The sequence below is a fragment of the Paenalcaligenes sp. GW821-LYS-B07-1 genome (genome assembly GCF_058803365.1).
This window is the reverse complement of the sequence record NZ_CM179516.1, coordinates 2,010,255-2,036,306: the sequence shown is the minus strand read 5'-3', so window position 1 is coordinate 2,036,306 and position 26,052 is coordinate 2,010,255. Positions and strand designations below refer to the sequence as shown.

Below are 26,052 nucleotides of genomic sequence, written 5' to 3'. Positions count from 1 at the left end.
CTCTCGCACGTTAAAGGGGGAACAAACCCAAGGCCACGGCAACGAAGGTCATCAAGATGGAGGTAGCCATGAGGAAGGGTAAGGTGAAGCGTTGGTGCGCACCCAGTTCAATTTTGCATAAGCCCACAAGTAAGAAGGTGGCTGGTGTGAGGGGGCTGATAGGGAAGCCCACCGTCATTTGGCCCATGGTTGCGGCGTAGGCCACTTCTATTGCTGAACCGCCATGTGCTTGTACTACTTGACCCAGTACTGGCATGACACCGAAGTAGAAGGAGTCAGGATCAAACAGTAGGCTTAAGGGGGTGGAAACCAAACCCAACAAGAAAGGTAGGTGAGTAGCAGCGCTAGAGGGAATGTGGTCAGCAGCAAAGGTAGCCATGGCTTTAAGCATGCCGGTACCGTTCATGATGCCAGTGAATACACCTGCAGCAAACAACACGCTAGCCATTAATAGTGCGGCTTTGGAGTGCGCATCAATACGTTCGCGTTGTTGTTTGGAGTTAGGATAGTTAATCAACAAGGCAATAATGGTACCCAGCATAAAGCACACTACAGGCTCAAGCAGGCTAGAGATCATGGTGCCAATCACCACAATGATCAGAGCAATATTGATCCAAAATAAATGGGGGCGACGTACGTCGTTTTCTGGGGCGATTTCTTTGTTTTCAACTGCAGGAATTACTGTGGCATGACCTGAGGCCACGCTTTGAAAATCTACCGAGGTACTGGCACGTTTTCCCAACCACCATGCACACAGCAACACAAAGGCAAAGCCGGTTAACTGCACGGGTAGCAAAGGTAGGTACAAGTCCATGACTGGTACTTCTAGTGCGGCGGCGGCGCGCAATACTGGGCCACCCCACGGCAGCATATTGCCTACACCTGCAGCCATTGCGACCACGCATGCCAAGATGCGTCGGTCTATGTTTAAGCGCTCATACAAGGGGAGTAACGCAGGAATAGTGACCATAAAGGTCACCGCACCAGAGCCGTCCAAATGTACGATGGCGGCCAATATGGCGGTACCCATGACGATACGCACAGGGTTGTTGCCGACGATTTTCAGGATACGGTTAATGATTGGGTCTAGGGTGCCAGCATCCGTCAGAATGCCAAAAAACAGAATGGCAAACACAAACATGCCCGCTACAGGGGCAATATTTTTTACGCCATTGACCATAAAGCCACCCAATTCGGGGGCGAAGCCACCAATTAGTGCCGCCACCACCGGAATGGCGATTAATGCCACTAAGGGGGAAAGGCGGTTACTCATAATACCGGCCAGTAACACCAGTACAGTCAATAGCCCAAGCAAAGCGAGCATAGGATGTCTCCTGAAAATAATGGCCTGACTACAAGCAGGCTTCTTGGTTAAGTCCGCTTTCTGGCTCGCAAGGCGTGAAGCGGACGTGCCCCAAGCATACGATTAGCGCTATTATTAGAAAATTGAATTTTTATTATCTCTGTGATTTGTTTTTTAAATGAAGCAAGGTTTTAGGCATATACGGGCATTTTTGGCAGTGGCCAGGCACTCCAGTTTTACGCAGGCAGCAAGTCAATTGCATGTGTCTCAGCCTGCGCTTACGGTACAAATTAAACAATTGGAAGACGAACTGGGCACCCGCTTGTTCGATAGAGATAGGCGGCAAGTCTCATTAACCGAAGCCGGGCGTCGGTTAATACCTGCTATGCAGCGTATTCTGGATGAGTTTGATGGGGCGGTGCAGCAAGGACAAGATATTGCTGAGCTCAAAAGTGGTAGATTAGCCGTTGCATCATTGCCGTCAATTGCGGCAGCGTGGTTACCAGAGGTGATGCGTACTTACCGACAGCGCTATCCGGGTATAGAAATACAAATTGATGACGTGTCTGCAGATAGCATTATTGCGTTGGTGCGTGAAGAGCAGGTGGACATAGGCTTAGGTCCTTGGGGGAACAGGGATAGGACGCTGCAATTTACGCCATTAATGGAGGATCAAATGGTGGTGTTTTTTCCGCCAGAGCATCCGTTGCAGCAAGAGGCATGTCCAAGTTGGAAGCAAATGACGCAGTATCCGCATGTGCTGACATCCAGAGGATCTAGCGTACGTCAGTCGGTGCATCGAGCGTTAGAGGCCGAAGGTGTGGATATAGAAATCGCCTGTGAAGTGGCGTATTTGTCTACGGCCATCAGTATGGTACGGGCAGGGCTAGGAGTAGCCGTATTGCCGCTATCTACATTGCAGGCAGCGTCATGTGAAGGGTTGGAATATAGACCTGTGGCTGGCAGCAGTTTGCGACGGTTATTGGGTGTGCTGCAATTGCGTCGTCAGCCGTTAAGTGCTGCAGCCCAAGCGTTTGTGGAGGTGTTGCATGAGCGTTTGCCGTTGTTGGCGGATCAGGGGCAGTTGGTGCGTGACACTGAGTAATATGTCGTTTTTTGTAACTTGTAACGAGCCCGCATAATGCGGGCTTTTTTGCGGCTATAGGAATGGCATCTATAGCGGCTCGTTCAATCGGGTGTCGTGCGTTAGGGCATCTATATTGTTTTTGATGTTGTACATGAAATGGTGGATTTTTTTCGTGGTTTTACGTCTATTTCTAAGCTTATTATGTATTGTATTTTTTTTAATGTATTGAAATATAACGACTTTATTGTTTGTTTAGGGTAAATACCCAAGATATTTTTGTATACAACATCGTATACAACTATAAACTAGTAGATATGGAAATCATGAAAATATCAGTTTGTACAGGCGGTTGTATGAATGATATGCATAACTGAAAGCATATAAAGGACGGCTATGAGTGACGCCAAACGTAAGGTGTCGTCAGTGATCAAACCTTCAAGTTTGAAACGACGAGAAAGCAAAGATGAGGCTATCTATGAGCACCTATATCAGGCCATTGTTGAACACCACCTAGAGCCAGGTACTAGGCTGCCAGAAGATGTATTGGCAGAAAGTTATGGGGTGAGTAGAACTAGCATACGCAAGGTGTTTCAGTCGTTAGCACATGACAAATTGGTGGATATACGCATGCATCACGGTGCCTCAGTGGCTCAGCCTAGCATCAAGGAAGCCAGAGATCTGTTTGCGGCTCGACGCATGATTGAAGTGGGGGCGCTGCCGTGTGTACTGAAAAATGCCACGGAAGAAAGCTGGCAAGAGATTGAAGATATTGCTCATCAAGAAGACGAAGCTGTACAGATCCAAGATAGGCGTCAATCTATTTTTCTATCGGGGCAATTTCACATACGGTTAGCGCGCTTGTCTGGCAATGATGTGGTGGCCGACATTTTGGAAGATTTGGTAGCCAGAACATCGCTGGTGATTGCGACCTTTGGCGGTTCACAGTCATGCAGTTGTCCGCCTAGTCAGCACAAAGAGATTTTGAAGTTATTACGTGAGAAGGATATGGAAGCCGCTCAGCAATGGATGGATTCACATTTACGCGATATTGAACGCAGTGTGATTTTAGAACGCAGCGATACAGGCAGTCTGGATTTGAAAGCTATTCTCAGCCGAGTCGGTCAGCGAGATTCTTAGCACTTATTGTAAGGACGTAAGCATGCATATTCGTTTGATTAACCCTAACACTACAGCTCCCATGACTTCCAAAATTGGGGAAGCGGGAAAGGAGGTAGCCAGTGCAGGCACGATTATTTCAGCCACGAATCCCGCTGATGGCCCAGTGTCCATAGAGTCTCATTACGACGAGGCGATTGCGGCGGTGGGGGTGCTGGAAGAAATACGCAAAGGTGAACAAGAGGGAGTGGATGCTTACATTATTGCGTGTTTTGGTGATCCTGGTTTATTGGCGGCACGTGAAATGACACGCGCTCCCGTTATTGGTATTGCTGAAGCCGCTTTCCACGTGGCGGCGATGGTGAGTACACGCTTTTCTATCGTGACCACTTTAAGTCGTACCGGAATCATTGCCGAGCATTTGTTAGAACAGTACGGCTTTAAAGAGCACTGTAGAAAAGTGCGTGCGGCCGAGATCCCTGTGCTGGCCTTAGAGGAGGAAGGCGATGCCGCATTTCGCTTAATCGTAGAAGAGTGTTTGCGGGCCAAGGCAGAGGATGGGATTGGTGCGGTAGTGCTGGGCTGCGGTGGTATGGCGGACTTGCGGCACAGCATCAGTGAGGCCGTGCAAATGCCAGTAATTGAAGGAGTAACTGCCGCAGTTAAGTTGGCTGAGGCATTAGTAGGTCTAGGTGTACACACCAGCAAGTTTGGTGATTTGAATTTTCCATTACGTAAAAAGTTTACAGGTAAGTATGCATATTTGAGCGATATAGACATGGCGTAAGACCATCACAAAGGAGAGAGACATGACTCAATCAATAGAAAAAACGGGGCAGACGACCGAGCAGCAAGAAGTACAAACTAAAGCCGCAGGAGAAGAGTCACTAGCCCCGCAGGGTGTACGAATCATGGGGAAGTGGTCGTATTTGCTGGCTTGGTTTGGGGGGTGTGTCTCCATAGGGACGTTTGCTATGGGGTCCAGCATTGTAGGAACACTTAATCTTTTACAAGCGACGTTAGCGATTGCCATTGGGTGTTTTGTCATTGGGATTGCCTTAACGCTGAACGGTGCAGCAGGCTACAAATACGGCATTCCGTTTGTGGTGCAAGCACGTGGGGCATTCGGTTTTTCTGGGACAAAGTTCCCGGGGCTAGTGCGCGCTATACCCGCTATCGTGTGGTATGGCTTTCAAAGTTGGGTTGGGGCTGGGGCATTGAATGCCGTCTCGGCGTCACTGTTTGGTTTTGAAAGCATTGTGTTTTGGTTTGTAGTCTTTCAGTTCTTGCAGATCGCCTTGTCTACCTTAGGTTTCCAAGGGATTAAGTGGCTGGAAAACATAGGTAGCGTCTTTATTTTGGTGTCGTTGGTCTATATGTTCTTTAGCGTCATCAATAAATACGGCGACGAAATTAATGCCAATCTAGTGGGTATTGAGGGTACATGGGGCCTAGAATTCTGGGGGGCGACAATGCTGTTCCTGGGGATTTATAGCACCATGATGTTGAACGTTAGCGATTACTCCCGAGAGCTGCAAACGGGTATGAAACGTGGGCCACTGACTACGCTGTATGCCATGTCTATCTTGCCTTGCACATTATTCATGGGGCTGATTGGTTTGATGGTGTCAGGCGCAACAGGTCATGCGGATCCTATTGCTGTCTTTTCTAGCGCAGTCGATAACAAACCATTGTTAATTGCGACGTTGCTCTTCATTACCTTTGCTCAAGTGACCACCAACGTCTTGAATAATGTGGTTCCACCTACGTATGTATTGATGGATGTTTTTAAGATTCCCTTTAAAGCCGCCACCATTATTGTGGGTTTGGCTGCCTTTTTAACGTTCCCGTGGGAGTTGGTGAAAGATGAGTCTGCAGCTGGTTTGCAGGTTTTTGTACAGACGTATTCGGCGTTCTTGGGCCCTATATTTGCTGTGATGGTGGTGGATTATTACCTCATCCGCAAACGTCGTTTGAATCTGGAAAAATACTACGATGAAAACGGGGCGTATAAAGGGGTGAATTACGCAGGCTTTATTGCTTCGGCTGTGGGTGCGGCGATTGCGTTGTACTTCTCTACGATATCTTGGTATGCAAGTTTGATACCGGCGGGTGTGGTGTACTACGTGCTGATGCAGCACTGGGGGCCTTGCCAGCGATTCAAAGAGTAAGTTAGCCGCACAGCGAGAAAACGCCTTCGGTTGATGCCGAAGGCGTTTGTGTGTGGCGGGTAAAAGCCTTATTTACGTATACATCATCCCTGCTTATAACCTCCGACATCCTGTGTTCTACTTCGACGGCAAGCCAAGGCTGAATGTGAACTGGCACTGGCGCAGCGCTCTTCCAATCAAGCTAAGGATGCGTTGGCGTTGAGTAAGCTTGCTGAAGTTCAAGGAGCGATTGCCTTGTATAAAGCAATGGGGGTGGGTTGGTAATCATTGCCTGACCCTGTTTGACGGTACTTTCAACATACCATTCTGCATGCCACGTCACCGCTGTTTGGGGCAACAACACAATAACGGTAGAACCTAGCTGGAAGTGACCCATCTCTTCGCCTTTGGCAAAACGTACCGTGTGGTTCTGTTCTGCATAACGCCATTCTTGTATGGAGCGACGGTCAGAGGCGTTAACGGCACCATGCCACACGGTATGTATGCTGCCAACAATGGCTGCGCCTACCAGCACCATGGCAAAGATTCCGCACTGTGGATGATGAAACCAGCACACTAACCTCTCATTACGTGCAAGCAGCCCATCCATGGCGTTCACGATATCCGGCCTAACGGAAAAGAGTTTTCCCGGTATGTAACGCATACCCAGTAAACGGCCCGCGCATGGCATGTGTACACGGTGGTAATCGCGTGGACTTAAGTACACCGTCGTAAAGCACCCACCTTCCAAGTAGTGGGCCAGTGCAGGGTCGCCTAACAACCCGTTGATACTGTAGGCCTGTTGTTTGGCTTGAATCAGTTGGCCAGCGGCAATTTCTCCTCGCTGACTAATGACACCGTCAGCCGGACTGACCCATTCTGTGTCGGCAATAGGGCGAGCGCTAGGTAGCAAACCTCTAGTGAAAAAATCATTAAAACTTTCATAGTCACTGGGATGGCGGCGTATGGCTTCGCTTAGGTCTATGCCGTGTTGACGAATGAAGCGGCGTATTAACGGCTGTGCAATAAAAGGACGGCGGCTTTGTGCCACGACGCCTGCACAGCGTGTGAGCAGACGCAGCGGACTCAGGTGTTGTAGGAAAGTCGAGATAGTCATGATTGCTCAAACATTGTGGTATTGTGTTTATTGTACCAATACATAATTCATATTGTCGCATGACATATTAAATGGAAGTGCATTGCATGACTGTCGTGAACGAATCCTTTATGAGCCCGTGCATACAAAATCTGCAACCTTATCAGCCGGGCGAGCAGCCAAAGGTGGGCGGATTGGTGAAGCTCAACACCAATGAAAATCCCTACCCGCCATCACCGCAGGTTATTGATGCCATTGCAGAGGTAGCCGCAAAAAGCTTGAAGCTGTATCCCGATCCAGAGTCGGATCAGTTGTGCGCCACCATTGCGGCCTATCACGGGGTGGCTCGTGAGCAGGTGTTTGTGGGGAATGGATCAGACGAAGTGCTCGCGCATGCTTTCTGTGCTTTTTTTCAGCACGACCACGCAAAGTTATTGATTCCCGATGTGACTTACAACTTCTACAGCGTGTACTGCCGTTTGTTTGGTATAGAGGCTGAATTAGTGCCCCTGAACGAGAATTTGCGTATGGATGTAGCCGCTTTTTCGGCGGCTGCGCAGGCCAATACACCCATTGCAGGAATAGTGGTGTCTAACCCTAACGCGCCCACTGGGGAAAGCTTGTCGTTGGATACCGTGCGCGATTTGTTGGCGTTGAATCCGCAGCGTGTGGTGTTGGTGGATGAGGCTTATGTGGATTTTGGAGGGCAATCGGCGGTGTCGCTGGTGCAGCAGTACCCCAATTTATTAATTGTACAAACGCTCTCTAAGTCGCGTTCACTGGCTGGGTTACGTGTTGGGTTTGCTATTGGGCAGCCCGCGCTGATCAGTGCACTCAACAGAGTCAAAAATAGTTTTAACTCGTTTCCGTTGGGATGTTTGGCGCAAGCAGGGGCGGTCGCGGCGTTTGATGACAAGGCTTATTTTGAGCAAACGCGTCAGGCGGTGATGGCGACGAGAGAGAGGTTAGCTCAAGGTTTGGCTGGTTTGGGTTTTGAGGTACTGCCTTCCAAAGCTAACTTTTTATTTGTGCGTCACCCGCAGCATAACGCAGCACAACTGGCTTCCAGATTGCGTGAAGCCAGAATTTTAGTACGCCATTTTCGCCAAGAACGGGTGGCTCAATATCTACGTATTTCCATCGGTACGGACCAGCAAGCGACGTATTTAGTGAAAGTGTTAGAGCATCTGCTGGGTCAGCAGGATGCCTAAGCTGTATTTGTTGTGACTGCACGCAATGTCTGCGTCAGTTTTGTTCCCACGTTAAGGAGTTCCAACATGTCTAGAGTTCCTCTTATTGAACCCAGCACTGCCATTGGCGATCGTCAACTGTTGTTGAAACAGATTCATGGTGCATTTGGTGCCACACCGGCCATGTTTAAGGCCGTAGCAAATTCCACGGCGGCCCTACAAAGTATGTGGGGATCATTTGGTGCGTTGAGTAACGGGACCATTGACCCAAAACTTGGCGAGCTGATTGCGGTGGCCGTGGCGGATCGCAATGCTTGCGAATATTGCTTGGCGGCGCACACGATGCTGGGGCGTAAAGCAGGTGCGTCAGATGCCGAATTGGCCGCCGCCCAAGCAGGTGAGTCGGCTGTGCCTAAAACGGCAGTGGCGTTACGCTTTGTGTTGAAAGTTGTGGATGACAGAGGTCAGGTGACAGATGCGGATGTACAAGCAGTGCGTGATGCAGGGTTTAGTGATGAGCAAATCGTAGAAATACTGGCGCATGTAGCACTGAACTTGTTCACGAACTATATCAATGTGGTGCTTGACGTACCCGTGGATTTCCCCGCTGTGAAGCTGCGTAAAGACGCGTAATCACAGTTAGCTGGAAGAAAAATACCGCAGTCACGCTGCGGTATTTTTTGTGAGTAGAAAATCTGAAGTAGAGCGTAGATAAGAGACTTAGGCGACGCAATCCACGTAATAGCGTGGGTTGCCCTCAGCATCTTTGAGTTCTACAAAGCCATGAATGTCGGTACCAAAACCAGGGGCTAAACGGTTCAGTTCACGTGAGAATTTTAAGTATTCCACGATGTTGCGAGTAAAGCGCTCACCAGGGATAAGCAAGGGAATGCCGGGCGGGTAGGGCGTAATTAAGCTGGTGGTGATATGACCCTCGAGCTGGTCTATTTCTACGCGTTCTGTGCGATGGGTGGCAATATGCGCATAGGCATCGCTAGGTTTCATGACAGGCACGGCTTCTTCCAAGTACATCTCGGTAGTCAGGCGTGCGATATCGTGCGTCGCGTAAATAGCGTGTACATGCTCGCATAAATCGCGCAGCCCCATTTCTTCGTAGCGTGGGTACTTTTTGCAGAAGCTAGGCAAAATTCGCCATACCGGCACGTTGCGCTCATAGTCGTCTTTAAACTGCTGTAAGGCAGTGACTAGTGAGTTCCAGCGGCCTTTGGTGATGCCTATGGTGAACATGATGAAGAAGCTGTATAAGCCAGTTTTTTCAATAATCACGCCATGCTCAGCTAAGAATTTGGTGACGATGGGGGCGGGTATGCCGGTGGTGTCAAAACGGCCATCCAAATTTAAGCCGGGGGTGACAATAGTGGCTTTGATAGGGTCTAGCATGTTGAAACCATCTGCCAGTGCACCAAAACCGTGCCAAGAGGCTTCTGCTCCGCTGCCGTAAAGCTTCCAATCTGCGGTAGCGCCTATGCCTTCTTCATCGAGTTTGTCTGGTCCCCATACGGTGAACCACCAGTCGTCGTCAGTAAACTGCTCGCCTACTTGACGCATGGCACGTCGAAAATCCAACGCTTCCACAATGCTTTCTTCTACTAGGGTTTGCCCACCGGGTGGCTCCATCATTGCAGCGGCAACGTCGCAACTCGCAATAATCGCGTATTGCGGCGAGGTAGAGGTGTGCATTAAGTAGGCTTCGTTAAACAAGTGTTTGTCGAATTGTGGCGTGCCAGAATCTTGCACCAAAATATGGCTGGCTTGGCTTAGACCCGCCAACAGTTTGTGGGTGGATTGTGTGGAGTACACCAACGAGTGCTGAGGGCGTGGGCGCTTTTTACCCATGGCATGGTAACTGCTGTAAAAGGGATGAAATGCAGCGTGGGGAATCCATGCTTCATCAAAATGCAGCGCTTCTACGTAGCCATCTAGAGCGGATTTAATGACCTCGGTGTTGTATAAAATGCCATCGTAGGTAGATTGCGTGAGCACCAAAATACGGGGTTTGATGCGGTCAGGGTCTACATCGGCTAACAATGGGTGTGCGGCGATTTTGGCTGTGATAGCTTCAGGCGAAAACTCTTCTCGTGCTATGGGGCCAATCAAGCCTAGATGATTGCGAGTAGGGCGTAAAAATACTGGAATGGCCCCAGTTAGCACAATGCTGTGCAGCAACGATTTATGGCAGTTTCTATCGACAACGACCACATCGCCGGGAGCGACTACGTGTTGCCACACAATTTTGTTGCTGGTACTGGTGCCGTTGGTCACGAAAAAGCAGTGGTCGGCGTTAAAAATACGTGCGGCATTGCGCTCACTGGCCCCAATGGCACCATTGTGATCTAGCAATTGCCCTAGCTCTTCTACGGCGTTGCAGACGTCAGCGCGCAGCATGTTTTCACCAAAGAATTGGTGAAATACTTGGCCTACAGGGCTTTTCAAAAAGGCGACGCCACCAGAATGCCCAGGGCAGTGCCACGAGTAGGATCCGTCTTCTGCGTAATCCAACAAAGCCTTCAAAAACGGTGGTTTGATGCCGTTTAGGTAGTTTTTTGCCTCGCGTATCAAATGGCGGGCGACAAATTCTGGGGTGTCTTCAAACATGTGAATCACACCCTGTAGCTCGCGCAAAATGTCGTTGGGCATGTGACGTGCCGTTTTGGTTTCGCCGTACACATAGATAGGTACGTCCACATTGCGGCGTCTGACTTCACTGATAAAAGTTCGGATGTTTTGTAGCGCAGGCGAGGTTTCAGTGTCAGTGGTGAACTCTTCATCATCAATGGAAAGAATGAAGGTACTGGCACGACTTTGTTGTTGGGCGAACTGGCTAAGGTCGTGGTAGCTGGTGACACCCAGCGCATCAAAGCCTTCAGATTGAATGGCTTGCGCCAGCGCACGTATGCCTAGGCCAGAGGTGTTCTCGGAGCGAAAGTCTTCGTCAATGATGACGATAGGGAAATGAAACTGCATGGCGTGTCCTGTAGAAAAGGGCTAAGGCAACAACAAGTGTTCAGCGATGTGGCAACGGTGTAGTAATCACACGGCAGAATGCTTGCTAATTATTTTGACTTAGATCATAATTGATTTTGTACCAATACAAAATATGGCGCGGTGGCAGAGTGACTATGCGGTGGACTGCAAATCCATGTAGGTTGGTTTGATTCCAGCCCGCGCCTCCATCTTTCAGCTGGTCAATTGCCGTAATCGTCTTGAAATGTTTTTTCTAAGGACTCGCAATGACCCAGCCCACAACTTTCCAATTAGACAAAGCCACGTTAGTGGAGCAATCGTCTACCCAAATCGATCACCAATTCGCAGATAGCACGTATTCGCTACGACAAAAGTTGGCGCTTACGTGTCGCATACTGTTTGATAACGGGCATGATTCTGGGCTGGCGGGTCAGATTACGGGCAGAACAGGTAAACCCGGTGAGTTCTACACCCAACAATTGGGGTTGGGGTTTGATGAGATCACTGAAGATAATCTGTTGTTGGTGGATGAAGATTTAAACGTGCTCGAGGGTAAGGGTATTCCTAACCCGGCCAACCGATTTCATTCGTGGGTGTATAGGGCTAGGCCAGACGTGCAATGCATCATCCATACGCATGCGGTGCACACAGCGGCGTTGGGTATGTTGGAGCAGCCGTTAATCATCTCGCACATGGATAACTGTGTGCTGTATGACGATGTGGCCTTTGTGGCGAAATGGCCGGGTGTGCCTGTAGGCAATGAAGAGGGCGAGCTGATTGCCACAGCACTGGGCGATAAACGTGCCTTGATGTTGTCGCACCACGGGCTATTGGTGGCTGGTGCCAGTGTAGAACAAGCCTGTGTGTTGGCGTTGGCGTTTGAACGCGCTGCTCGTATGCAGTTGTTAGCCAGTAGCGCTGGGGAAATTAAAGCCATAGACCCAGCCTTAGGTAAAGAGGCACACGACTGGGTGTTGCGCCCTAAACGTAATAGCATTGCTTTTCAGTATTACGTACGACGCGCATTAAAGAATCCGCATAACGCTGATTGCATTCGTTAACTAGCAAAATAAGGTAGACGCTCCTTAGGTCGCATCGACCTCTAGGCTATGGCAAAATTCTGTATTACTACCAGAGCAGACAATAGCTATTCTGGCCCATTCAGATCTGCCTTTTTTTGGAACACTATAGTGATACAAGGCAAAACAGCTGCGGAAATCTTCGAGTGTGTACGTGCCTTGGCACAATCCCAAACCTTGCGTTCAGGCGATTCGTTGCCCCCCGTGCGTGACTTAGCGGCGCAATTAGGAGTAGCTAGAAATACGGTAGCGTCTGCCTATAGGCGCTTGGTTGTTGCTGGTATAGCCACAACGCATGGCCGCCTTGGCACCATCATCCGTAACCAATACGAGCCCAGTGAACAAGAGGGGGCGCAGACAGACTCACCACTGACCGACTTGGCCAGCGGCAACCCTAACGTTGCCTGGTTGCCAGATGTGGCGGCGGCCTTGCAGCGTACGGCGTACACACCCAAACTCTATGGTGAGCCTACGGTAAATGCAGAGCTAAAGGCCTACATACAGCAATGGATGGCACCAGACTGCCCGCCTAACTTTGAGGTGGATCTAACGCACGGTGCCGTGGATGGCATAGAGCGATTGCTTAGTGCTTACTTGGTGGCGGGGGACAAAGTGGCAGTAGAAAACCCGTGCTTCTTAAGCAGCATTCATACGTTGGGGGCGCTTGGCTTTCAAGCAGCCGGCGTGAGTGTAGACAGTGAAGGCATGTTGGTTGATGAGTTAGAGACGATACTGAGCAAAGGCGCCAGAGCTGTCATCATCACGCCGCGTGCGCATAATCCTACTGGGTGCAGCCTTAGCCAAAAACGCGCACAAGCTCTGTCCAAGGTGTTGGCCAAGTATCCCAATGTGCTGATTATTGTGGATGATCACTTTGCGCTGTTGTCCAACGCAAACTATTACTCAGTGATCCCTAACGATGCCATACGTTGGGCATTAGTCAGATCATTTTCCAAAGCACTGGGCCCCGATATGCGCGTGGCCGCGGTGGCGAGTGATAGCGCAACTTCTAAAGCGTTGGGGTTGCGTTTAACCTCGGGCACCAGTTGGATCAGCCACTTATTGCAAGGCATCGTAGCTGCTATCGTCACACAGCCGCAGACTAACGAATTATTAGCTAAGGCCAAACACGATTACCACCAACGCCGACAACAGTTAGAGCAAGCGTTACACCAGCAAGGTATAGCGTGCCAGACGCAAGGCGATGGCCTGAATCTGTGGCTACCTTTGCAGGTGGATGATCAGTCTATTGCATTAGCCTTGGCACGACGTGGTTGGTTGGTCAGGCACGGCGCAAGCCTTGCTGTAGACGATGCGGTAAATGGCCTGCGCATTACCATTTCTGATATCACGCCTGAGCAATGTGAAAAATTAGCGCAGGATATTAAGCGTAGTTTGGGGTAGAGCGTTAAAGGGGAGTTTCCTCCCCTTTAGTGTATTAGCGGCCATATACCGGGAATCTACGGCACAGCTCCACAACTTGTTTCTGTACCCGTGCGGTTACCTGGTCCAGATTACCGTTCTCTAGTGCATCCAGCACATCACACAGCCAGCCTGCCAATTCCTCGCATTCCGCCACACCAAAGCCGCGTGTGGTGACTGCGGGTGTACCTATACGCACGCCTGAAGTCACAAATGGTGAGCGTGGGTCGTTAGGGACGGAGTTTTTGTTGGTGGTGATGTAAGCATCGCTTAACGCTGCATCGGCATCTTTACCGGTGTAGGGTTTGCTGGACAAGTCTATGAGCATCAGGTGATTGTCGGTGCCACCAGAAACGATTTGGTAGCCACGTTTCATAAGCACGGCGGCCATGGCTCTAGCGTTGGTGACGACTTGGCGTTGATAGACCTTGAAGTCAGGTTGCAAAGCTTCTTTGAAGGCAATGGCTTTAGCCGCAATAGTGTGCATCAAGGGACCACCTTGAATGCCTGGGAAGACAGCTGAATCCAGTTTTTTGTAGAACTCTTCACTTTGCCCTTTAGCCAAGATGATGCCACCACGAGGGCCGCGTAAGGTCTTGTGGGTGGTGCTGGTGACAACGTGAGCATGGGGAATGGGATTCGGGTATTCGCCTGCTGCGACCAAACCCGCAACGTGGGCCATGTCCACCCAGAATATCGCGCCTACTTTGTCAGCGATTTCGCGCATACGAGCCCAGTCTTTGTGGCGGGAGTAGGCTGAGAAACCACCAATCAACATGCGGGGGCGAGTTTCTAGGGCGATACGCTCCATGTCGTCGTAGTCAATGAGGCCTGTTTTTGGGTCTAGGCCGTAAGGCACGATTTTGTAGTGGCGCCCTGAAAAGTTAGAAGGGTTGCCGTGTGTCAGGTGACCACCTTGTGCCAAGTTCATGCCCATCACGGTGTCGCCAGGTTGAGCCAAGGCTAGAAATACGGCGGCATTGGCTTGTGCGCCAGCATGCGGTTGTACGTTGACGTAGTCACAATCAAACAGCTGTTTGAGGCGCTCGATGGCGAGTTCTTCTGCAACGTCTACATTGTCGCAGCCGCTGTAGTAGCGCTTGCCGGGGTAGCCTTCAGCGTATTTGTTGGTGAAGACGGAGTTCTGAATAGCCATCACTAATGGGCTGGCGTAGTTTTCAGAGGCAATCAGTTCTACGTGATCTTCTTGACGGCGTTGTTCTTTTTGTAGGGCCGTAGCAAGCGTGGGGTCAAATTCTGCGAGGGTGAGAGAGGTATCGTACATGTGATGATCCTAGGTTCGTAAAGAAGGTTGTTTAGTGCTGCGCACGGGCTCAGGCATATCCAGATCCAACTGATGGCGTATGTCGCGAATCATGTCACTGGCAACGGCTAGTGCTTCGGCAGCAGGTTTGTTGGCTAGGCTTTCTATGAGCCACGAACCAATAACAACGGCGTCAGCCATTTGAGCGATAGTTCGGGCCGTACTGGCATCGCGTATGCCAAAGCCTATGCCGATGGGAATGTGTACGTGACGACGTAGGCGTGACAGCATCTGCTGTACCAACGTGGTGTCTAAGGTTTTAGCGCCTGTGACGCCTTTCATGGACACGCCATAGACGTAGCCACTCGCACGTTCGGCCACTTGCTGTATACGTGCCTCGGTAGAGGTTGGTGCTAACAGGAAGATCAAATCTATGCTGTGTTGGCGCAGTTGTGAGGCTAGTGTTTCGGATGCATCGGGTGGGTAATCCACCACCAACACGCCATCTACTCCAGCCTTGGCGGCATCCTCAGCAAAGGCACCGGCGTGGCGTAAGGTGTCGTAGCGCTCTATAGGGTTGGCGTAGCCCATTAACACCACAGGGGTGTCGTTATTGGTCTGCCTGAATTGGCTGACTTGTTTTAATACGGTGGGTAGTCCTATGCCTTGGCGTAATGCCTGTTCGCCAGCAGCTTGTATGGTTGGCCCATCCGCAGAGGGGTCTGAAAACGGTACACCTAACTCTATAACATCAGCACCCGCTTCTACCAAGACGTGCATCAGGGCAGGGGTGATATCCGCATAAGGGTAGCCTGCGGTTACATAGGGAATTAAGGCTTTGCGGGACTGTGCCTGTAACCGCTCAAAGGTGGCAGCGATTCTACTCATGGTGGCCCTCTTGGTTGGCGGTGCTAGCCATGACAGTTTCCATATCCTTATCTCCGCGACCCGATAAGTTGACCAAGATGGCTTGTTCTGGCGTAAGCGTAGCGGCCAGCTTGATGGCGTAGGCTACGGCATGACTGGCTTCAAGCGCGGGAATAATGCCTTCTACTCGGCAAAGCTGGTGAAAGGCGCGTAGAGCTTCAGCATCGGTAATGCCTACGTATTCAGCCCTACCTATTTCATGTAGCCAAGCATGTTCAGGGCCGACACCGGGATAGTCCAGACCGGCACTGATGCTGTGAGTGGGCTGCACTTGGCCCAGATCATCTTGCAAAATCAACGAGCGGCTGCCGTGCAGCACACCTATACTACCGCGTTGGATGGAAGCAGCATGTTGGTCAGAATCTAATCCTAAACCAGCCGCTTCTACACCAATCAAGCGCACCGTTTTATGGTCCAGGTAGGGGTGGAAAATGCCTATGGCGTTACTGCCACCGCCCACGCAAGCAATCACCACATCGGGCTGCTGTTGAGCCATACCCAGCCGTTGCAAAAGCGTAGGCATTTGTTGTAGGCATTCTTTACCGATGACGGTTTGAAAATCACGCACCATGGTGGGGTAGGGGTGCATGCCTGCTACTGAACCGATGAGGTAAAAGGTGTCGTCTACATTGGTCACCCAGTCGCGTATGGCATCGTTCATGGCGTCTTTAAGGGTGCAGCTACCCGTAGACACAGGCACTACCGTAGCACCTAGCAATTTCATGCGCTGTACGTTGGGGTTTTGGCGTTGTATATCTTCGCTGCCCATATAGATGACACACTCCAAACCATAGCGCGCACAAATGGTGGCGACTGCTACGCCGTGTTGTCCGGCACCGGTTTCGGCGATGATGCGTCGTTTCCCCATACGTAATGCCAGCATGGCTTGGCCGATTACGTTATTGATCTTGTGTGCGCCAGTGTGGTTGAGGTCCTCGCGCTTTAGAAAAATACGCGCGCCGCCGGTTTCTTCACTCAGTCGTTTGGCGTAATAAACAGGGGAGGGTCTACCTACGTAGCTGGCTAGCTCTTCCGTGAACTCGGCGATAAAAACAGGGTCGTGACTATAGTGTTCATAGGCCAGACGTAATTCTTCTACGGCTTGCGATAAGGTTTCGCTGATAAAGCAGCCACCAAAAGGGCCAAAAAAACCTTCTTTAGCCAGCGGGTCGCTGTGCGAGTGTGTGGTCATGCGGGACTCCTGTGCACAGCGTCTGATCTGTGCAATAGCGGTATCAATAGTGGGCGATAGCACGCCCTGTGCTAGATGTGCATGTCAGCCATAGTGGGGTAGCGAACTAGCGGTGAGAGTACCAGTTCCGCGCACTGTGCTTGCTGGGTATGGCTTAACGCTAATACCACTTGCTGACAGGCTAAGAACACGGCTTTAGCCAAACTGGTGCCGTTTAGCCAATGGCCAGTCAGAGTGGCGCAGAACAAATCGCCCGTACCCTTCGGTGCTGCATCAATACGCGGATGCGTGATGACCTCTGTGTCGGTGTGAGTGACTAGAATCACTTTCATTTCGCCAGGTACCCATGTATCAGGTGCGGCGCTGGTGACAGCAATCCATTGGGTCTTCGCCGTGAGCAAACTGCGAGCGGCTTTGATTACACTTTCTACATCATGTACGGGTAAACCGCTGAGCTGCTCTAGCTCAAAGCCATTGGGTGTGAGCCCATCGGCCATAGGCAGTAAGTCACGGCTGTAGGTTTGTATGAGTCTATCGTCCACATAAATGCCGTGGTCGTGATCACCCAGCACAGGGTCAATGACGATACGGGGATTCATGCCGGCTCTGGACAAATTATGTGCCCAGCGCAGCAAGGTTAGTGCTTGTAAGGGGTCGCCTAGGTAGCCGACTAACAGCGCACGTAACGAACGTAAAGCACCCCTGGCAGCCAGATCCTGTAGGTAGCCCTCAAACCACTCTATGGGTATAGGGCCGCCGTGCATAGACGGGTAGTGTGGCGTATTACTAAACAGCACGGTGGGTACAGCGGCAACGGATAGTCCTAACGCTTCTAGTGTAGGAACGGCGACATTGTTGCCCACGCGACCATACACCACTTGAGACTGTATAGACACCACATCAATGGGTAGCGGTTTCATGGCAGTTCCTGAGGTGGAGCGTCGTCGGTATCGCTGGCGCCAGCAGTAGGCCAGTAGTAACTATCCGGTAAGGGTCTGGCACCAAAAATGGCTTGGCCTACACGCACCACGGTTGCGCCTTCTTCGATGGCAATTTCAAAGTCACCTGACATTCCCATAGAAAGCTCGTCCATGCTGATGCCAGCAGGGGCGGTTTGTCGTAGTTGGTCGCGCAAGTTACGTAGCAAGATAAAGCATTGGCGTACCCGTTCGGCCTCGGCAGAAAACAATGCCAAGGTCATCAAGCCACGTACTCGTAGTGCCGAGAAAGCCGGTAGTTGTTCTACAAAGGCTTGCACATTTTCTGGCTCTAAGCCGTATTTGCTTTCTTCACCAGACGTGTTGACCTGCACAAACACATCCAAGGATCGGCCCTCGGCTTGCAAGCGGCGATCTAAGGCTTCGGCCACACGTAAGCTATCTAGGGCTTGGAATTCACTGGCAAACTTTGCCACTAGCTTAGCTTTGTTGGTTTGTAAGTGCCCAATCACAGACCAGTGCAAATTCGTCAGGTCTTGCATGGCCTCCCATTTGCGGTAGGCTTCTTGCACCTTGTTTTCGCCTAAGAGCGTACAACCAGCAGCATGTGCCAGACGCAGGCTAGATTCAGGTTTGGTTTTACTAACGGGTAGCAAGCGCACGTTTGCTGGGTCGCGTCCTACGCGATTGCATGCGGCAGCAATGCGGGCTTGTACCGCAGCAATGTTGTGTTTGAAATCTTCAACCGAAGTGGCTTGAGGATAAAGCCCGTGTTTGTCGTGGCGGGTTTGAGTGCCTATAGCTTCCGACATTACTTACCCCTTTTTGATCAAGGATGAAACAGCTATCGTGCGCAGACGATAGAGAGCAAAGAATTGGTCTATGTGTGGCTGACTAGAAACATGGCATTGCGACAAAGACCTAACTGTTTTATACATCGTAAATGGACTAGTATTCATAGCCACTTTTTTTAAGGTGTATAGACCATTGTTTAAGCATGCCCAACTAGAGTCAGTCAAAGTATGGATGAGTGATCCTGTGCATGAAGCTTTGCCGCTGCATGTGCGCATACGCTTGGCCGTAAGGCAGCTCATTCTGGATGGGGCATTGAAAGCAGGGCATCCGTTACCTGCATCGCGAGCCCTAGCAAAATCCTTAGGCGTGTCGCGAGGAACCGTAGAAGAGGCCTACAGCCAATTGCATACCGAAGGGTTCATAGAGCGGCGCGTAGGCAGTGGCACCTTTATCTCTGAGCAGGTACAGCGCTTACCTGGGCGAGGTTTAGTCAGACGATCCAGTGCACCCAAACCGGCTTTACGCTTAAGCCAACGGGGCAGTGCGATGTTTAACAGCGGCGGTTTACGAGACTTTGTGGCGCCTCGGGCCTTTGCGCCTGGAGTGCCGGAAACGCGCAATTTCCCCTTGCATACGTGGGAGCGTTTGCAGCGCTTAGAAATTAAAGAATATGGCACCCAAGCCTTGTTGCACAGTGAGCCGCAGGGCGTAGAGTCACTGCGCCGTGCTATTGCTGACTACGTTAATTTAGAACGCGGGGCACACGCTACGCCAGATCGTGTGTTGGTGCTGACCAGCTCGCAGCAAGCCCTAACGCTATGCGCCACTGTACTGTTGGATGCCGGAGATCGAATCTTTGTGGAAGATCCTGTGTATCACGGTGCACGTAAAGCCTTTGATGCGGCAGGGCTGGAGTGCGTACCTGTGCCCTTGGATGCGGATGGGATGAAGGTAGAGCTGCTACAGGCAGCACAGCCTGAGGTCGCCGCCAAAGCTGTGTTTCTAACGCCCTCACATCAGTTTCCCACGGGTGCGACCTTGGCACTAGAGAGGCGCTTGGCCATTATAGAGTGGGCGCAGCGTGAGCAGGCGTGGATTATCGAAGACGATTACGACAGTGAATTTCACTACGCCAGTAAACCTACAGCTTGTGTGCAAGGGTTAGACCCGCATGAACGTACCATTTACATCGGTACATTCAGCAAGTCGTTATTTCCGGGCTTACGCATAGGCTATATGGTGTTGCCACCGCAGTTGGTGGCTCCGATGACCATCGCTCGCACCTTGTTAGACGGGCATAGTGCGCCATTGCCGCAGCTAACGCTAGCGCGTTTTATAGAAGGCGGACATTTCGGTGCGCACATACGTACCATGCGCGCTGTTTATGCCGAGCGGCGTGATGTGCTAGAGCGTTTGGTACGTACATATCTGGCTGATTTTCTAGAGCCTCGCGTGCCTAAAGGGGGCATGCAAATGCCGTGCATACTGACTCAGGATATTCCTGAGGCAGTAGCCGTTGAGACCGCAAAACGCGCGGGTATAGATCTGTTGGGCTTAACGGCTTTACATGCATCAACCAAGCATAAGGCCGGGTTTTTAATGGGTTTTGCTGCCCATACGCCAGGTGAGATGGAGGTGGGAGTTAAAAAACTGGCGCATGTACTGCAGGCGTTAAAGCCGTACAAAAAGCCGCTGTCTTAGAGCAGCTTAACGTCAAACACTTATCTATGCATCAAGAGACGGGCGGTTAACCCTTATGCTTCCATCGTTGCAATATTCGCCGTCAAATAGCTAGCCTCAGGCCATTTGGCATAATGCGCTTTGGCGTATTCCAAGGGGCTGAGTTTGGTTTTATCTAGCCTGACTACCGTGGCTCGTTCTGGCGCTTTAGAGAAATCTATGCCGTGACGTTGCAGCAGTTGAATAAGCTCCACGCCATTTTCGTGTAGCGCAGCTAAGTGGTACGTCCCTTTTTCTAAGCCTTTTCTGGTGGCGTACATGTCTTCCAGATTGGCACCGTTTTTAATAAGTATGTTGACTGCTGTAGGGGCGTTTTTGATGATTCCCCAGCACAGAGCCGAACTCAACTGCGCAGGTTCTACCGGAAATTGCAGAAAAAACTCAATGGCATCGCCATTATTCTGGCATGCAGCATCGTTTAGCAAACTGTAGTTGTCGCGCGAGGTTTGTGTGGCATCACACCCTTGCTCTACCAAGTAGTTGGCAAAGTCTCTATCCCAGGCATAGCACAGCAATTGGCTTAATGCATTGCGGTTTTGGCAGCCTTTTTTATTGATGTCAGAGCCTTGCTCTATTAAGAATTTGGCCATTTCCAGTTTGCCTGCTGCTATGCATGCCAGCATGGCGTTATTGCGTAGGAAATTCCCCAGTTCGATGTCTGCACCGGCGGCAAGCAATAGGCGAACAGCCTCTTTGTTTTCATTCAATGCAGCAGCATGCAATGGGGTGCCGGTTTCTTGCGTACTCTTTTTTAGCTGCGCGGGTTTTACGTCTACTAGTCGTTCTTTGATCAAAGCTAGGTCGTTGATGACGCAGGCATAGAGTAATGAGTTGTCGTCTGTCATGTTATTTCACGCTGCCTATATTTCGGTCAGCTTCATCACCTTCTAGCATCAGCGTCGTTTCTTCTATGCGTAGAAAACGGCCATCGCTATCTAACTCACCAAACAAATACACCTCTTGCACCACAGTGGACCCATCGCGCTTAGTCACATATACGCAGTGCCTATCAGCGTAACGATTGCCATCGTGTAATTCGTCTAGTACCTCAATACGTGCTGACTCTACCACTTCACGCAGTTTACGTATGTGCTGACTGAAAGCAGCATGATCATCCCAAACGCCATTGGTACGTTGCCGATAGTGGGGGCTGAAGTGGCGATTTATCACGTCCTCTAAAGGCAGGTGTTGTTGATTCAGTAATTGGTCTAGCACGGTGTGTATGCTGACAGCGCTCATGATTTTTCCCTATGGGTGCGGCAACGTAATGGGGTTGCTTTGTAGTATAAAGGGCGATGCTTGATTTGCAGACGCAAGGGATGTCTACGAGTGCAGACATCAGCGTTTTTAATATGCATAAAAAATCAAGGGATGTAGCCCTAAAATTTGGTCTATCTGGTATAGATAGTGGCTGTTGTACGGATATAAAGAGACAATGAAAAAAAATTATGATTTAAAAGATTATCCCGTTCATACCGTAGAAAAATTGCGTTTTCGTGATACAGACTCGCAAGGGCATTTGAATAATGCGGTCTATGTCACGTTGATTGAGATGGGTAGGGTAGAGATCTTGTTTGATCCCAAATATGGGCTGGATCATGAAAACAGTATGTTCATGTTGGCGCATATTTCTGTGGACTATTTGGCAGAAATTAATTGGCCAGGTTCAGTGGTGATAGGTACCAAAGTAACCCATATAGGCAATAGTTCCTTTACGACTGAACAGGTGATTTTCTCGGGGGATGTATGCGCCGCTGTCGCAAAGACGGTGATTGTGTTGGCAGATAAACAAACACGTCAGAAAAAGCCATTAACGGATCAAGCCAAAGTAGCATTGGCTTCGCTGTACTAAGGATAATACATAACGTGACGATGGCTAGTAGTCTGCCGTCGTTGTAGATGGTGTCTGGCATAACGATAAGGGAGCAAGCGTAGAGACGCTGAGCGTTATGGCCAAACAGGTAAAAGAGGTGGATAGAAGTGAAGCAGCTGAAAAAAGTGCTAGGGGTAGGAGTGTTGTGTGTGGGTGGCAATGTACAGGCCACAGCAGTAGATTTTCCAGACTGTACAGTGATGGCATCCAGCATCGGTGCACCAGTCACTAGCATGATAGAAATAGTGAACCCAGAGGCGACAGAGGGGTATTTTAATACGCCTCGTGGTGAAGGTAGGCTGTGTATCTGGAAGTTGGATATGGCAGGAAAAGAGCTGATAACAGCGAAAGATTATGCAGCCAGCATAGGATTGATAACGGCTGAGATTAAGCGTGATCCAGCATTGCCTAGTAAAGAAGAGGCCAGCGCAGCAGGTACTGCCCATGAGGTGATGGGTGAGCCGTTTGATAATGCGTGGGTATGGTTTCCGTATGCAACATTAGACCCATCTGAGGTGCTGGGTATGCAAGCGCCCAAACTGGTGGTAGGAGGTGTCAGCATAGAAGTAAGCTCTACTTTCTTCCCCGACATATTGACCGACTTGGATGTGGCGTGGGCGATGGAAGCGAACAAGCGTTTATACCAAATCTATCTACAGTGGTAGAGTGCTTATTTTTGCTCTACAGCAAGTAATTGGTCATAACGCACTCTTACTTCTCGTGTTTGGGATAAACTTGTCTCAATGAACAATGAGTGACGATATGACTGAAGAAATTTCTGCCAGCCAACACGCTAGGGAGCAGTTTATAGAGCGTAATGGCCTACAAGCTGAGGCCAGCGGTATGCCGCGTATTGCAGGCCGCTTAATAGGCATTTTTTTGTTGGATGGTGGCCCTATTAGTTTTGCTGAATTAGCCGAGCGGTTGCAAGCTAGTAGGGCGAGTATCAGCACGAATACACGATTACTAGAGCGCGTGGGCATCATAGAGCGTGTCTCTATACGTGGAAAGCGCCAAGACTTTTTTCAGTTGCAGAACAACCCGTTTGCATTGGCGGTAGAGCACAGCATACGCGAATCGATACGCTTTAACGGGTATGTAGATGAGTTGTTAGAGCACGGCGATTTACCGGCGGAAGCCACGGCACGTGTGCAAGCAGCCAAAGACTTTCATATAGAAACAGTGAAAGCACTAGAAGAGTTAAAAACGAAGTTGGTGGAAACAGGTTGGTCTATGCCAGCTGCTTCCACCAAATCGTAATTTTAGCGTGGTTCTTTACAGCGCACGTCCTAGAATCTGCCCCGGCCAGCCCTCTACCTCAAAGGTGGAAAGGCGCTTGTAGCCACAGGATTCATAAAACCGTATTAAAGCGCCAGTGCCGCCTCCATAGCAATCCACGCGCAGGTGTGTGAGCTTGGCGACACGGGCTTGATCATCCGCGAAAGCCAGCAACCGTTTGCCTACGCCGCGCGCTTTGGCGTTTCGGGAAGCAATTAGTAGTCGTACATAAAGTTCAGGTTCGGTGGCTGCTGGTACGTAAGGCATAGCATCGCCCAACACCAATGCTGCCAAAATAGTGCCGTTAGGGTCTTCAACTACCCATGCGCCAGGCAGGGAACAGGCCTCAGTGACTCTGGCTTGTTGATGTGGTTGTGCTGACCACGGCTCTACGCCCCATTGCTGTTCATTGCCAATAGTTAGAAACCAGGCCACTACCTCATCGAAAATGGCTAATACGGCGGGAGCATCAGCCGCGCTGGCGCGGCGTATGATCAAGTTACTCATGGTGTGCTGTTCGTTAATATTCTTTGACTAAGGTGAGCGAGGTGCGCACCGCGTGAAAACCCAATCGTTCATACAGCGCTACGGCGCCAGTGAGGCTTTGCGAGTCTACGCTTAAGACGGCCAATTCTAGACCCTCGGCTTTAAAAGCATGCAGCGCATGAGCAATTAATGCACTGGCAAGGCCTCGTCCTCTGGCGGTGGAGGTCACGCCTACGACTTGTATGTAGCCAAAACGGCATCCGCGAGCTGGCCAATCTTCTTTGGGGACGGCACAGATGATAGTGGCGACGACAGCCTCACTGCCATCAGCGGTAGGTGCTTTGATCACGAACGATAAATCGGTGCGTGTAGGGCCTTGCTGGTTATCGCGCAGCCATTCTTCTTGGCTGACAGGTTGCGATCCCCAGTGATCTCGGAAGGCATCGTTATGTACACCACGTGCGGCTTCTTCATTGCCTATGTAGCTCTCTATACGATAACCCACCGGTAAAGGGCGCGTAGGTAGAGCGTGTTCAAGGTCACGTTCTAACTCTAACCATGAGCGAATACTTCTATACCCGTGCGCTTCTACTAGTTTACAACTGGATTGAACGGAGTCCCATGCAGCGACTGCGAGGAGGGCGGGGGCGTAGGCATCCAGCTCGGCAAGAAACTGCTGTCCACGTTCTTCTTGCCACGCAAGCAAGGCCGAACCTATGCCTTCGCCACGTCTATCAGGGTGCACCATGCCCTCTAAATCTACCCAGATAATGGTGTTGTGTGTAGGGCTACCAAATACCAAACCATAGGCCACAGCTCGCCCTTGTTCATCTAAGCCTATGGCAGAATCGCGCTCCAAGTTGATGCTGGGTTCTTCAAAAGTGAGGGTGTAATCATTGGCACTGGTAGACTCCCAAGGAGAGTCCACGGTATTGCAGGCGTGTGCTAGCTCTACCAGCAAGGGGATATCGGCGTGTTGCACGCGACGCCACTGCAGTCCCGCAACATTTTCAGGTAATCGCACAATCGGTGATACGGACACACGGTGCTTCAGTGTGGTGGATGTCGTCATTGTTGTTGATGTTGTCAGGGGGAGTCGCTGGGGGAGGGGATTTCCCAGTACCCAAATAGTGCTAATCCGGCCGCTTCTGCTAGCGCAATAGAAGCATGGTTATCAGCTTGGCTGCGGTATTGCAGCTCGTAATGTTGCTCCATGGCGTAACGGCCCACAGCACGCACTAACTTGGTGGCATGTCCTTGGCCGCGCACCCTAGCAAGGGTGAACACGCCTAAGTCTACGATGTGTTCATTACCCCATGGGTAGATGCTGGCGGCACCGATAAGTTTGCCGCTTTGTGCCCAGACACCAAAGACTGCCCAGTCGTCTAGAGCCACTTGTGCCATGTCCAAATCGTCATCGCTGGTGTGGTATTCCAACTCGGAAAATGGCATGGCATCTTCAGGCGACAGTTTGCGAATAGCAGGGTCGTCAGGTGCAGTAAGCCAGCTCTGACGAAGCTCATCGGGGATGTAGTACAGGTGGTCAGCGCCGTGCATCACCATGCCTAGCTCTGACAACGCGATACGCAAGCGGCTTTCTGTGAGCAGCCCACTGTCATCCAGTGCACCTTTTTTTCGCAAGGCTTCAGCAATGCTTGGTAGTAGGGCAACGTGAGTGTGTGCATTGCTCAGGGTGTGAAGAATAGTGACGCCTTCGTCCTCATCCAGTTGAGGATTAATAACAATACTTAGGTGTTCATCGCTATACACAGTGTGGCCCATGAAGGGCTCTTGCCAGTATTGATAAATGGCTTCGGCAAATCGTGTCATGGTGTCTTTTATGGAAACTTCAGGATCAGGCATAGTGGCTGACTGCTCATCTGCGGATGCCAAGATATTGTGAGGTGGCATAGTGGGCAAGATGGAAGCAGCGAACGCTGATCAGATATTCTGTATTCTAAAAAATAGACCGTTCAGTCTAAACTGAACGAACTAACTATACAAGTGTTTTTTATTGAGCATATGTAGCAGTGGTAGTAGGGAGGGTTGTCATGCTAAAAACGTAAGAAATCAAGCGGAGTCTGATGGCGTCATTTTTTGCCAACTATGGTCGATTTGAGAAATTTTCAAA

Annotated in this window: 25 protein-coding genes and 1 tRNA gene; 13 read left to right on the top strand and 13 right to left on the bottom strand. The window is 50.5% G+C overall.

Translation table 11 applies throughout. The features are described 5' to 3' along the window. Positions 1–10: 10 nt before the first annotated feature. The gene (locus AC3QL0_RS09700) at positions 11–1,324 is read right to left on the bottom strand and encodes a CitMHS family transporter (protein ID WP_493008298.1); all 1,314 of its coding nucleotides are present in this window, start codon (positions 1,322–1,324) and stop codon (positions 11–13) included. A 157-nt stretch (positions 1,325–1,481) separates the two neighbouring features. On the opposite strand from AC3QL0_RS09700, the gene AC3QL0_RS09695 reads away from it, so the two are divergent. From AC3QL0_RS09695 to AC3QL0_RS09680, 4 genes are all read left to right on the top strand, one after another. After that, positions 1,482–2,408: a LysR family transcriptional regulator gene (locus AC3QL0_RS09695; protein ID WP_493008297.1), complete on the top strand. Its 927-nt coding sequence runs from the start codon at positions 1,482–1,484 to the stop codon at positions 2,406–2,408. Positions 2,409–2,783: 375 nt separating this feature from the next. Then, complete coding sequence (locus AC3QL0_RS09690) at positions 2,784–3,527, top strand: GntR family transcriptional regulator (protein ID WP_430220111.1); 744 nt, start codon at positions 2,784–2,786, stop codon at positions 3,525–3,527. A 22-nt stretch (positions 3,528–3,549) separates the two neighbouring features. Further along, positions 3,550–4,293 carry an aspartate/glutamate racemase family protein gene (locus AC3QL0_RS09685; protein ID WP_493008296.1) on the top strand — a complete coding sequence of 248 codons (744 nt, stop codon included), beginning with the start codon at positions 3,550–3,552 and terminating at the stop codon, positions 4,291–4,293. Between the two features lie 22 nt (positions 4,294–4,315). Beyond that, positions 4,316–5,677 carry an NCS1 family transporter gene (locus tag AC3QL0_RS09680; RefSeq protein WP_493008295.1) on the top strand — a complete coding sequence of 454 codons (1,362 nt, stop codon included), beginning with the start codon at positions 4,316–4,318 and terminating at the stop codon, positions 5,675–5,677. Positions 5,678–5,858: 181 nt separating this feature from the next. On the opposite strand, the gene asd is transcribed toward AC3QL0_RS09680, so the two are convergent. Continuing rightward, complete coding sequence (asd, locus tag AC3QL0_RS09675; RefSeq protein WP_493008294.1) at positions 5,859–6,773, bottom strand: archaetidylserine decarboxylase; 915 nt, start codon at positions 6,771–6,773, stop codon at positions 5,859–5,861. Positions 6,774–6,859: 86 nt separating this feature from the next. On the opposite strand from asd, the gene hisC reads away from it, so the two are divergent. Next, positions 6,860–7,963 carry a histidinol-phosphate transaminase gene (gene hisC / locus AC3QL0_RS09670; protein ID WP_493008293.1) on the top strand — a complete coding sequence of 368 codons (1,104 nt, stop codon included), beginning with the start codon at positions 6,860–6,862 and terminating at the stop codon, positions 7,961–7,963. Between the two features lie 66 nt (positions 7,964–8,029). Further along, positions 8,030–8,575, top strand: coding sequence for a carboxymuconolactone decarboxylase family protein (locus tag AC3QL0_RS09665; protein WP_493008292.1), 546 nt, complete (start codon positions 8,030–8,032; stop codon positions 8,573–8,575). Between the two features lie 87 nt (positions 8,576–8,662). On the opposite strand, the gene AC3QL0_RS09660 is transcribed toward AC3QL0_RS09665, so the two are convergent. Beyond that, positions 8,663–10,927, bottom strand: a complete 2,265-nt coding sequence (locus AC3QL0_RS09660; RefSeq protein WP_493008291.1) for an Orn/Lys/Arg family decarboxylase — start codon at positions 10,925–10,927, stop codon at positions 8,663–8,665. A gap of 135 nt (positions 10,928–11,062) precedes the next feature. Here AC3QL0_RS09660 and AC3QL0_RS09655 point away from each other — a divergent pair. The 3 genes from AC3QL0_RS09655 (at position 11,063) to ptsJ (ending at position 13,410) form a co-directional block, all read left to right on the top strand. Then, positions 11,063–11,136, top strand: a tRNA-Cys gene (locus AC3QL0_RS09655). Between the two features lie 57 nt (positions 11,137–11,193). Beyond that, positions 11,194–11,988: an aldolase gene (locus AC3QL0_RS09650; RefSeq protein ID WP_493008290.1), complete on the top strand. Its 795-nt coding sequence runs from the start codon at positions 11,194–11,196 to the stop codon at positions 11,986–11,988. A gap of 126 nt (positions 11,989–12,114) precedes the next feature. Next, the gene (gene ptsJ / locus AC3QL0_RS09645; protein WP_493010973.1) at positions 12,115–13,410 is read left to right on the top strand and encodes a MocR-like B6 salvage transcription factor PtsJ; all 1,296 of its coding nucleotides are present in this window, start codon (positions 12,115–12,117) and stop codon (positions 13,408–13,410) included. Positions 13,411–13,444: 34 nt separating this feature from the next. Here ptsJ and glyA read toward each other — a convergent pair whose 3' ends face one another. The 5 genes from glyA to AC3QL0_RS09620 form a co-directional block, all read right to left on the bottom strand. Then, on the bottom strand, positions 13,445–14,713 hold the full coding sequence (glyA, locus tag AC3QL0_RS09640) for a serine hydroxymethyltransferase (RefSeq protein ID WP_493008289.1): 1,269 nt from the start codon (positions 14,711–14,713) through the stop codon (positions 13,445–13,447). Positions 14,714–14,722: 9 nt separating this feature from the next. Next, positions 14,723–15,580 (bottom strand): tryptophan synthase subunit alpha, encoded by an 858-nt coding sequence (gene trpA / locus AC3QL0_RS09635; RefSeq protein ID WP_493008288.1) that lies wholly within the window; start codon positions 15,578–15,580, stop codon positions 14,723–14,725. Further along, the gene (gene trpB / locus AC3QL0_RS09630) at positions 15,573–16,811 is read right to left on the bottom strand and encodes a tryptophan synthase subunit beta (RefSeq protein WP_493008287.1); all 1,239 of its coding nucleotides are present in this window, start codon (positions 16,809–16,811) and stop codon (positions 15,573–15,575) included. Before trpB ends, trpA begins: the two co-directional genes overlap by 8 nt. Before the next feature lie 71 nt (positions 16,812–16,882). Next, entirely contained in the window at positions 16,883–17,731 is an 849-nt protein-coding gene (gene pdxK / locus AC3QL0_RS09625; protein ID WP_493008286.1) for a pyridoxine/pyridoxal/pyridoxamine kinase, read from the bottom strand. Next, positions 17,728–18,561: a YggS family pyridoxal phosphate-dependent enzyme gene (locus AC3QL0_RS09620; RefSeq protein ID WP_493008285.1), complete on the bottom strand. Its 834-nt coding sequence runs from the start codon at positions 18,559–18,561 to the stop codon at positions 17,728–17,730. The genes pdxK and AC3QL0_RS09620 overlap by 4 nt, the downstream gene beginning before the upstream one ends. A gap of 175 nt (positions 18,562–18,736) precedes the next feature. Between AC3QL0_RS09620 and pdxR the strand changes: the two genes are divergently transcribed. Further along, on the top strand, positions 18,737–20,245 hold the full coding sequence (gene pdxR / locus AC3QL0_RS09615) for a MocR-like pyridoxine biosynthesis transcription factor PdxR (RefSeq protein WP_493008284.1): 1,509 nt from the start codon (positions 18,737–18,739) through the stop codon (positions 20,243–20,245). Between the two features lie 53 nt (positions 20,246–20,298). Here the strand turns inward: pdxR and AC3QL0_RS09610 are convergent, their stop codons facing one another. After that, entirely contained in the window at positions 20,299–21,129 is an 831-nt protein-coding gene (locus AC3QL0_RS09610; protein WP_493008283.1) for an ankyrin repeat domain-containing protein, read from the bottom strand. 1 nt (position 21,130) lies between these two features. Then, positions 21,131–21,523, bottom strand: coding sequence for a nuclear transport factor 2 family protein (locus AC3QL0_RS09605; RefSeq protein ID WP_493008282.1), 393 nt, complete (start codon positions 21,521–21,523; stop codon positions 21,131–21,133). Positions 21,524–21,719: 196 nt separating this feature from the next. On the opposite strand from AC3QL0_RS09605, the gene AC3QL0_RS09600 reads away from it, so the two are divergent. The 3 genes from AC3QL0_RS09600 to AC3QL0_RS09590 all read left to right on the top strand — a co-directional run bounded on the left by AC3QL0_RS09600 (position 21,720) and on the right by AC3QL0_RS09590 (position 23,417). Beyond that, positions 21,720–22,136, top strand: coding sequence for an acyl-CoA thioesterase (locus AC3QL0_RS09600; protein WP_493008281.1), 417 nt, complete (start codon positions 21,720–21,722; stop codon positions 22,134–22,136). 128 nt (positions 22,137–22,264) lie between these two features. Then, positions 22,265–22,822 carry a hypothetical protein gene (locus AC3QL0_RS09595; protein ID WP_493008280.1) on the top strand — a complete coding sequence of 186 codons (558 nt, stop codon included), beginning with the start codon at positions 22,265–22,267 and terminating at the stop codon, positions 22,820–22,822. 97 nt (positions 22,823–22,919) lie between these two features. Further along, the gene (locus AC3QL0_RS09590; RefSeq protein ID WP_493008279.1) at positions 22,920–23,417 is read left to right on the top strand and encodes a GbsR/MarR family transcriptional regulator; all 498 of its coding nucleotides are present in this window, start codon (positions 22,920–22,922) and stop codon (positions 23,415–23,417) included. A gap of 15 nt (positions 23,418–23,432) precedes the next feature. On the opposite strand, the gene AC3QL0_RS09585 is transcribed toward AC3QL0_RS09590, so the two are convergent. The 3 genes from AC3QL0_RS09585 to AC3QL0_RS09575 are packed head-to-tail and all read right to left on the bottom strand — an operon-like array spanning position 23,433 to position 25,832. Continuing rightward, positions 23,433–23,942 carry a GNAT family N-acetyltransferase gene (locus AC3QL0_RS09585; protein WP_493008278.1) on the bottom strand — a complete coding sequence of 170 codons (510 nt, stop codon included), beginning with the start codon at positions 23,940–23,942 and terminating at the stop codon, positions 23,433–23,435. 13 nt (positions 23,943–23,955) lie between these two features. Then, complete coding sequence (locus tag AC3QL0_RS09580) at positions 23,956–24,993, bottom strand: GNAT family N-acetyltransferase (RefSeq protein ID WP_493008277.1); 1,038 nt, start codon at positions 24,991–24,993, stop codon at positions 23,956–23,958. A 14-nt stretch (positions 24,994–25,007) separates the two neighbouring features. After that, a complete protein-coding gene (locus tag AC3QL0_RS09575) occupies positions 25,008–25,832 on the bottom strand; it encodes a GNAT family N-acetyltransferase (RefSeq protein ID WP_493008276.1) in 825 nt (274 codons plus the stop codon). Between the last annotated feature and the right edge of the window lie 220 nt (positions 25,833–26,052).

Bases quoted from the DNA above. Each gene is read 5' to 3' on its own strand.
- AC3QL0_RS09700 (WP_493008298.1), bottom strand. From the start codon at position 1,324: ATGCTCGCTTTGCTTGGGCTATTGACTGTACTGGTGTTACTGGCCGGT.
- AC3QL0_RS09695 (WP_493008297.1), top strand. From the start codon at position 1,482: ATGAAGCAAGGTTTTAGGCATATACGGGCATTTTTGGCAGTGGCCAGG.
- AC3QL0_RS09690 (WP_430220111.1), top strand. From the start codon at position 2,784: ATGAGTGACGCCAAACGTAAGGTGTCGTCAGTGATCAAACCTTCAAGT.
- AC3QL0_RS09685 (WP_493008296.1), top strand. From the start codon at position 3,550: ATGCATATTCGTTTGATTAACCCTAACACTACAGCTCCCATGACTTCC.
- AC3QL0_RS09680 (WP_493008295.1), top strand. From the start codon at position 4,316: ATGACTCAATCAATAGAAAAAACGGGGCAGACGACCGAGCAGCAAGAA.
- asd (WP_493008294.1), bottom strand. From the start codon at position 6,773: ATGACTATCTCGACTTTCCTACAACACCTGAGTCCGCTGCGTCTGCTC.
- hisC (WP_493008293.1), top strand. From the start codon at position 6,860: ATGACTGTCGTGAACGAATCCTTTATGAGCCCGTGCATACAAAATCTG.
- AC3QL0_RS09665 (WP_493008292.1), top strand. From the start codon at position 8,030: ATGTCTAGAGTTCCTCTTATTGAACCCAGCACTGCCATTGGCGATCGT.
- AC3QL0_RS09660 (WP_493008291.1), bottom strand. From the start codon at position 10,927: ATGCAGTTTCATTTCCCTATCGTCATCATTGACGAAGACTTTCGCTCC.
- AC3QL0_RS09650 (WP_493008290.1), top strand. From the start codon at position 11,194: ATGACCCAGCCCACAACTTTCCAATTAGACAAAGCCACGTTAGTGGAG.
- glyA (WP_493008289.1), bottom strand. From the start codon at position 14,713: ATGTACGATACCTCTCTCACCCTCGCAGAATTTGACCCCACGCTTGCT.
- trpA (WP_493008288.1), bottom strand. From the start codon at position 15,580: ATGAGTAGAATCGCTGCCACCTTTGAGCGGTTACAGGCACAGTCCCGC.
- trpB (WP_493008287.1), bottom strand. From the start codon at position 16,811: ATGACCACACACTCGCACAGCGACCCGCTGGCTAAAGAAGGTTTTTTT.
- pdxK (WP_493008286.1), bottom strand. From the start codon at position 17,731: ATGAAACCGCTACCCATTGATGTGGTGTCTATACAGTCTCAAGTGGTG.
- AC3QL0_RS09620 (WP_493008285.1), bottom strand. From the start codon at position 18,561: ATGTCGGAAGCTATAGGCACTCAAACCCGCCACGACAAACACGGGCTT.
- AC3QL0_RS09610 (WP_493008283.1), bottom strand. From the start codon at position 21,129: ATGACAGACGACAACTCATTACTCTATGCCTGCGTCATCAACGACCTA.
- AC3QL0_RS09605 (WP_493008282.1), bottom strand. From the start codon at position 21,523: ATGAGCGCTGTCAGCATACACACCGTGCTAGACCAATTACTGAATCAA.
- AC3QL0_RS09600 (WP_493008281.1), top strand. From the start codon at position 21,720: ATGAAAAAAAATTATGATTTAAAAGATTATCCCGTTCATACCGTAGAA.
- AC3QL0_RS09590 (WP_493008279.1), top strand. From the start codon at position 22,920: ATGACTGAAGAAATTTCTGCCAGCCAACACGCTAGGGAGCAGTTTATA.
- AC3QL0_RS09585 (WP_493008278.1), bottom strand. From the start codon at position 23,942: ATGAGTAACTTGATCATACGCCGCGCCAGCGCGGCTGATGCTCCCGCC.
- AC3QL0_RS09580 (WP_493008277.1), bottom strand. From the start codon at position 24,993: ATGACGACATCCACCACACTGAAGCACCGTGTGTCCGTATCACCGATT.
- AC3QL0_RS09575 (WP_493008276.1), bottom strand. From the start codon at position 25,832: ATGCCACCTCACAATATCTTGGCATCCGCAGATGAGCAGTCAGCCACT.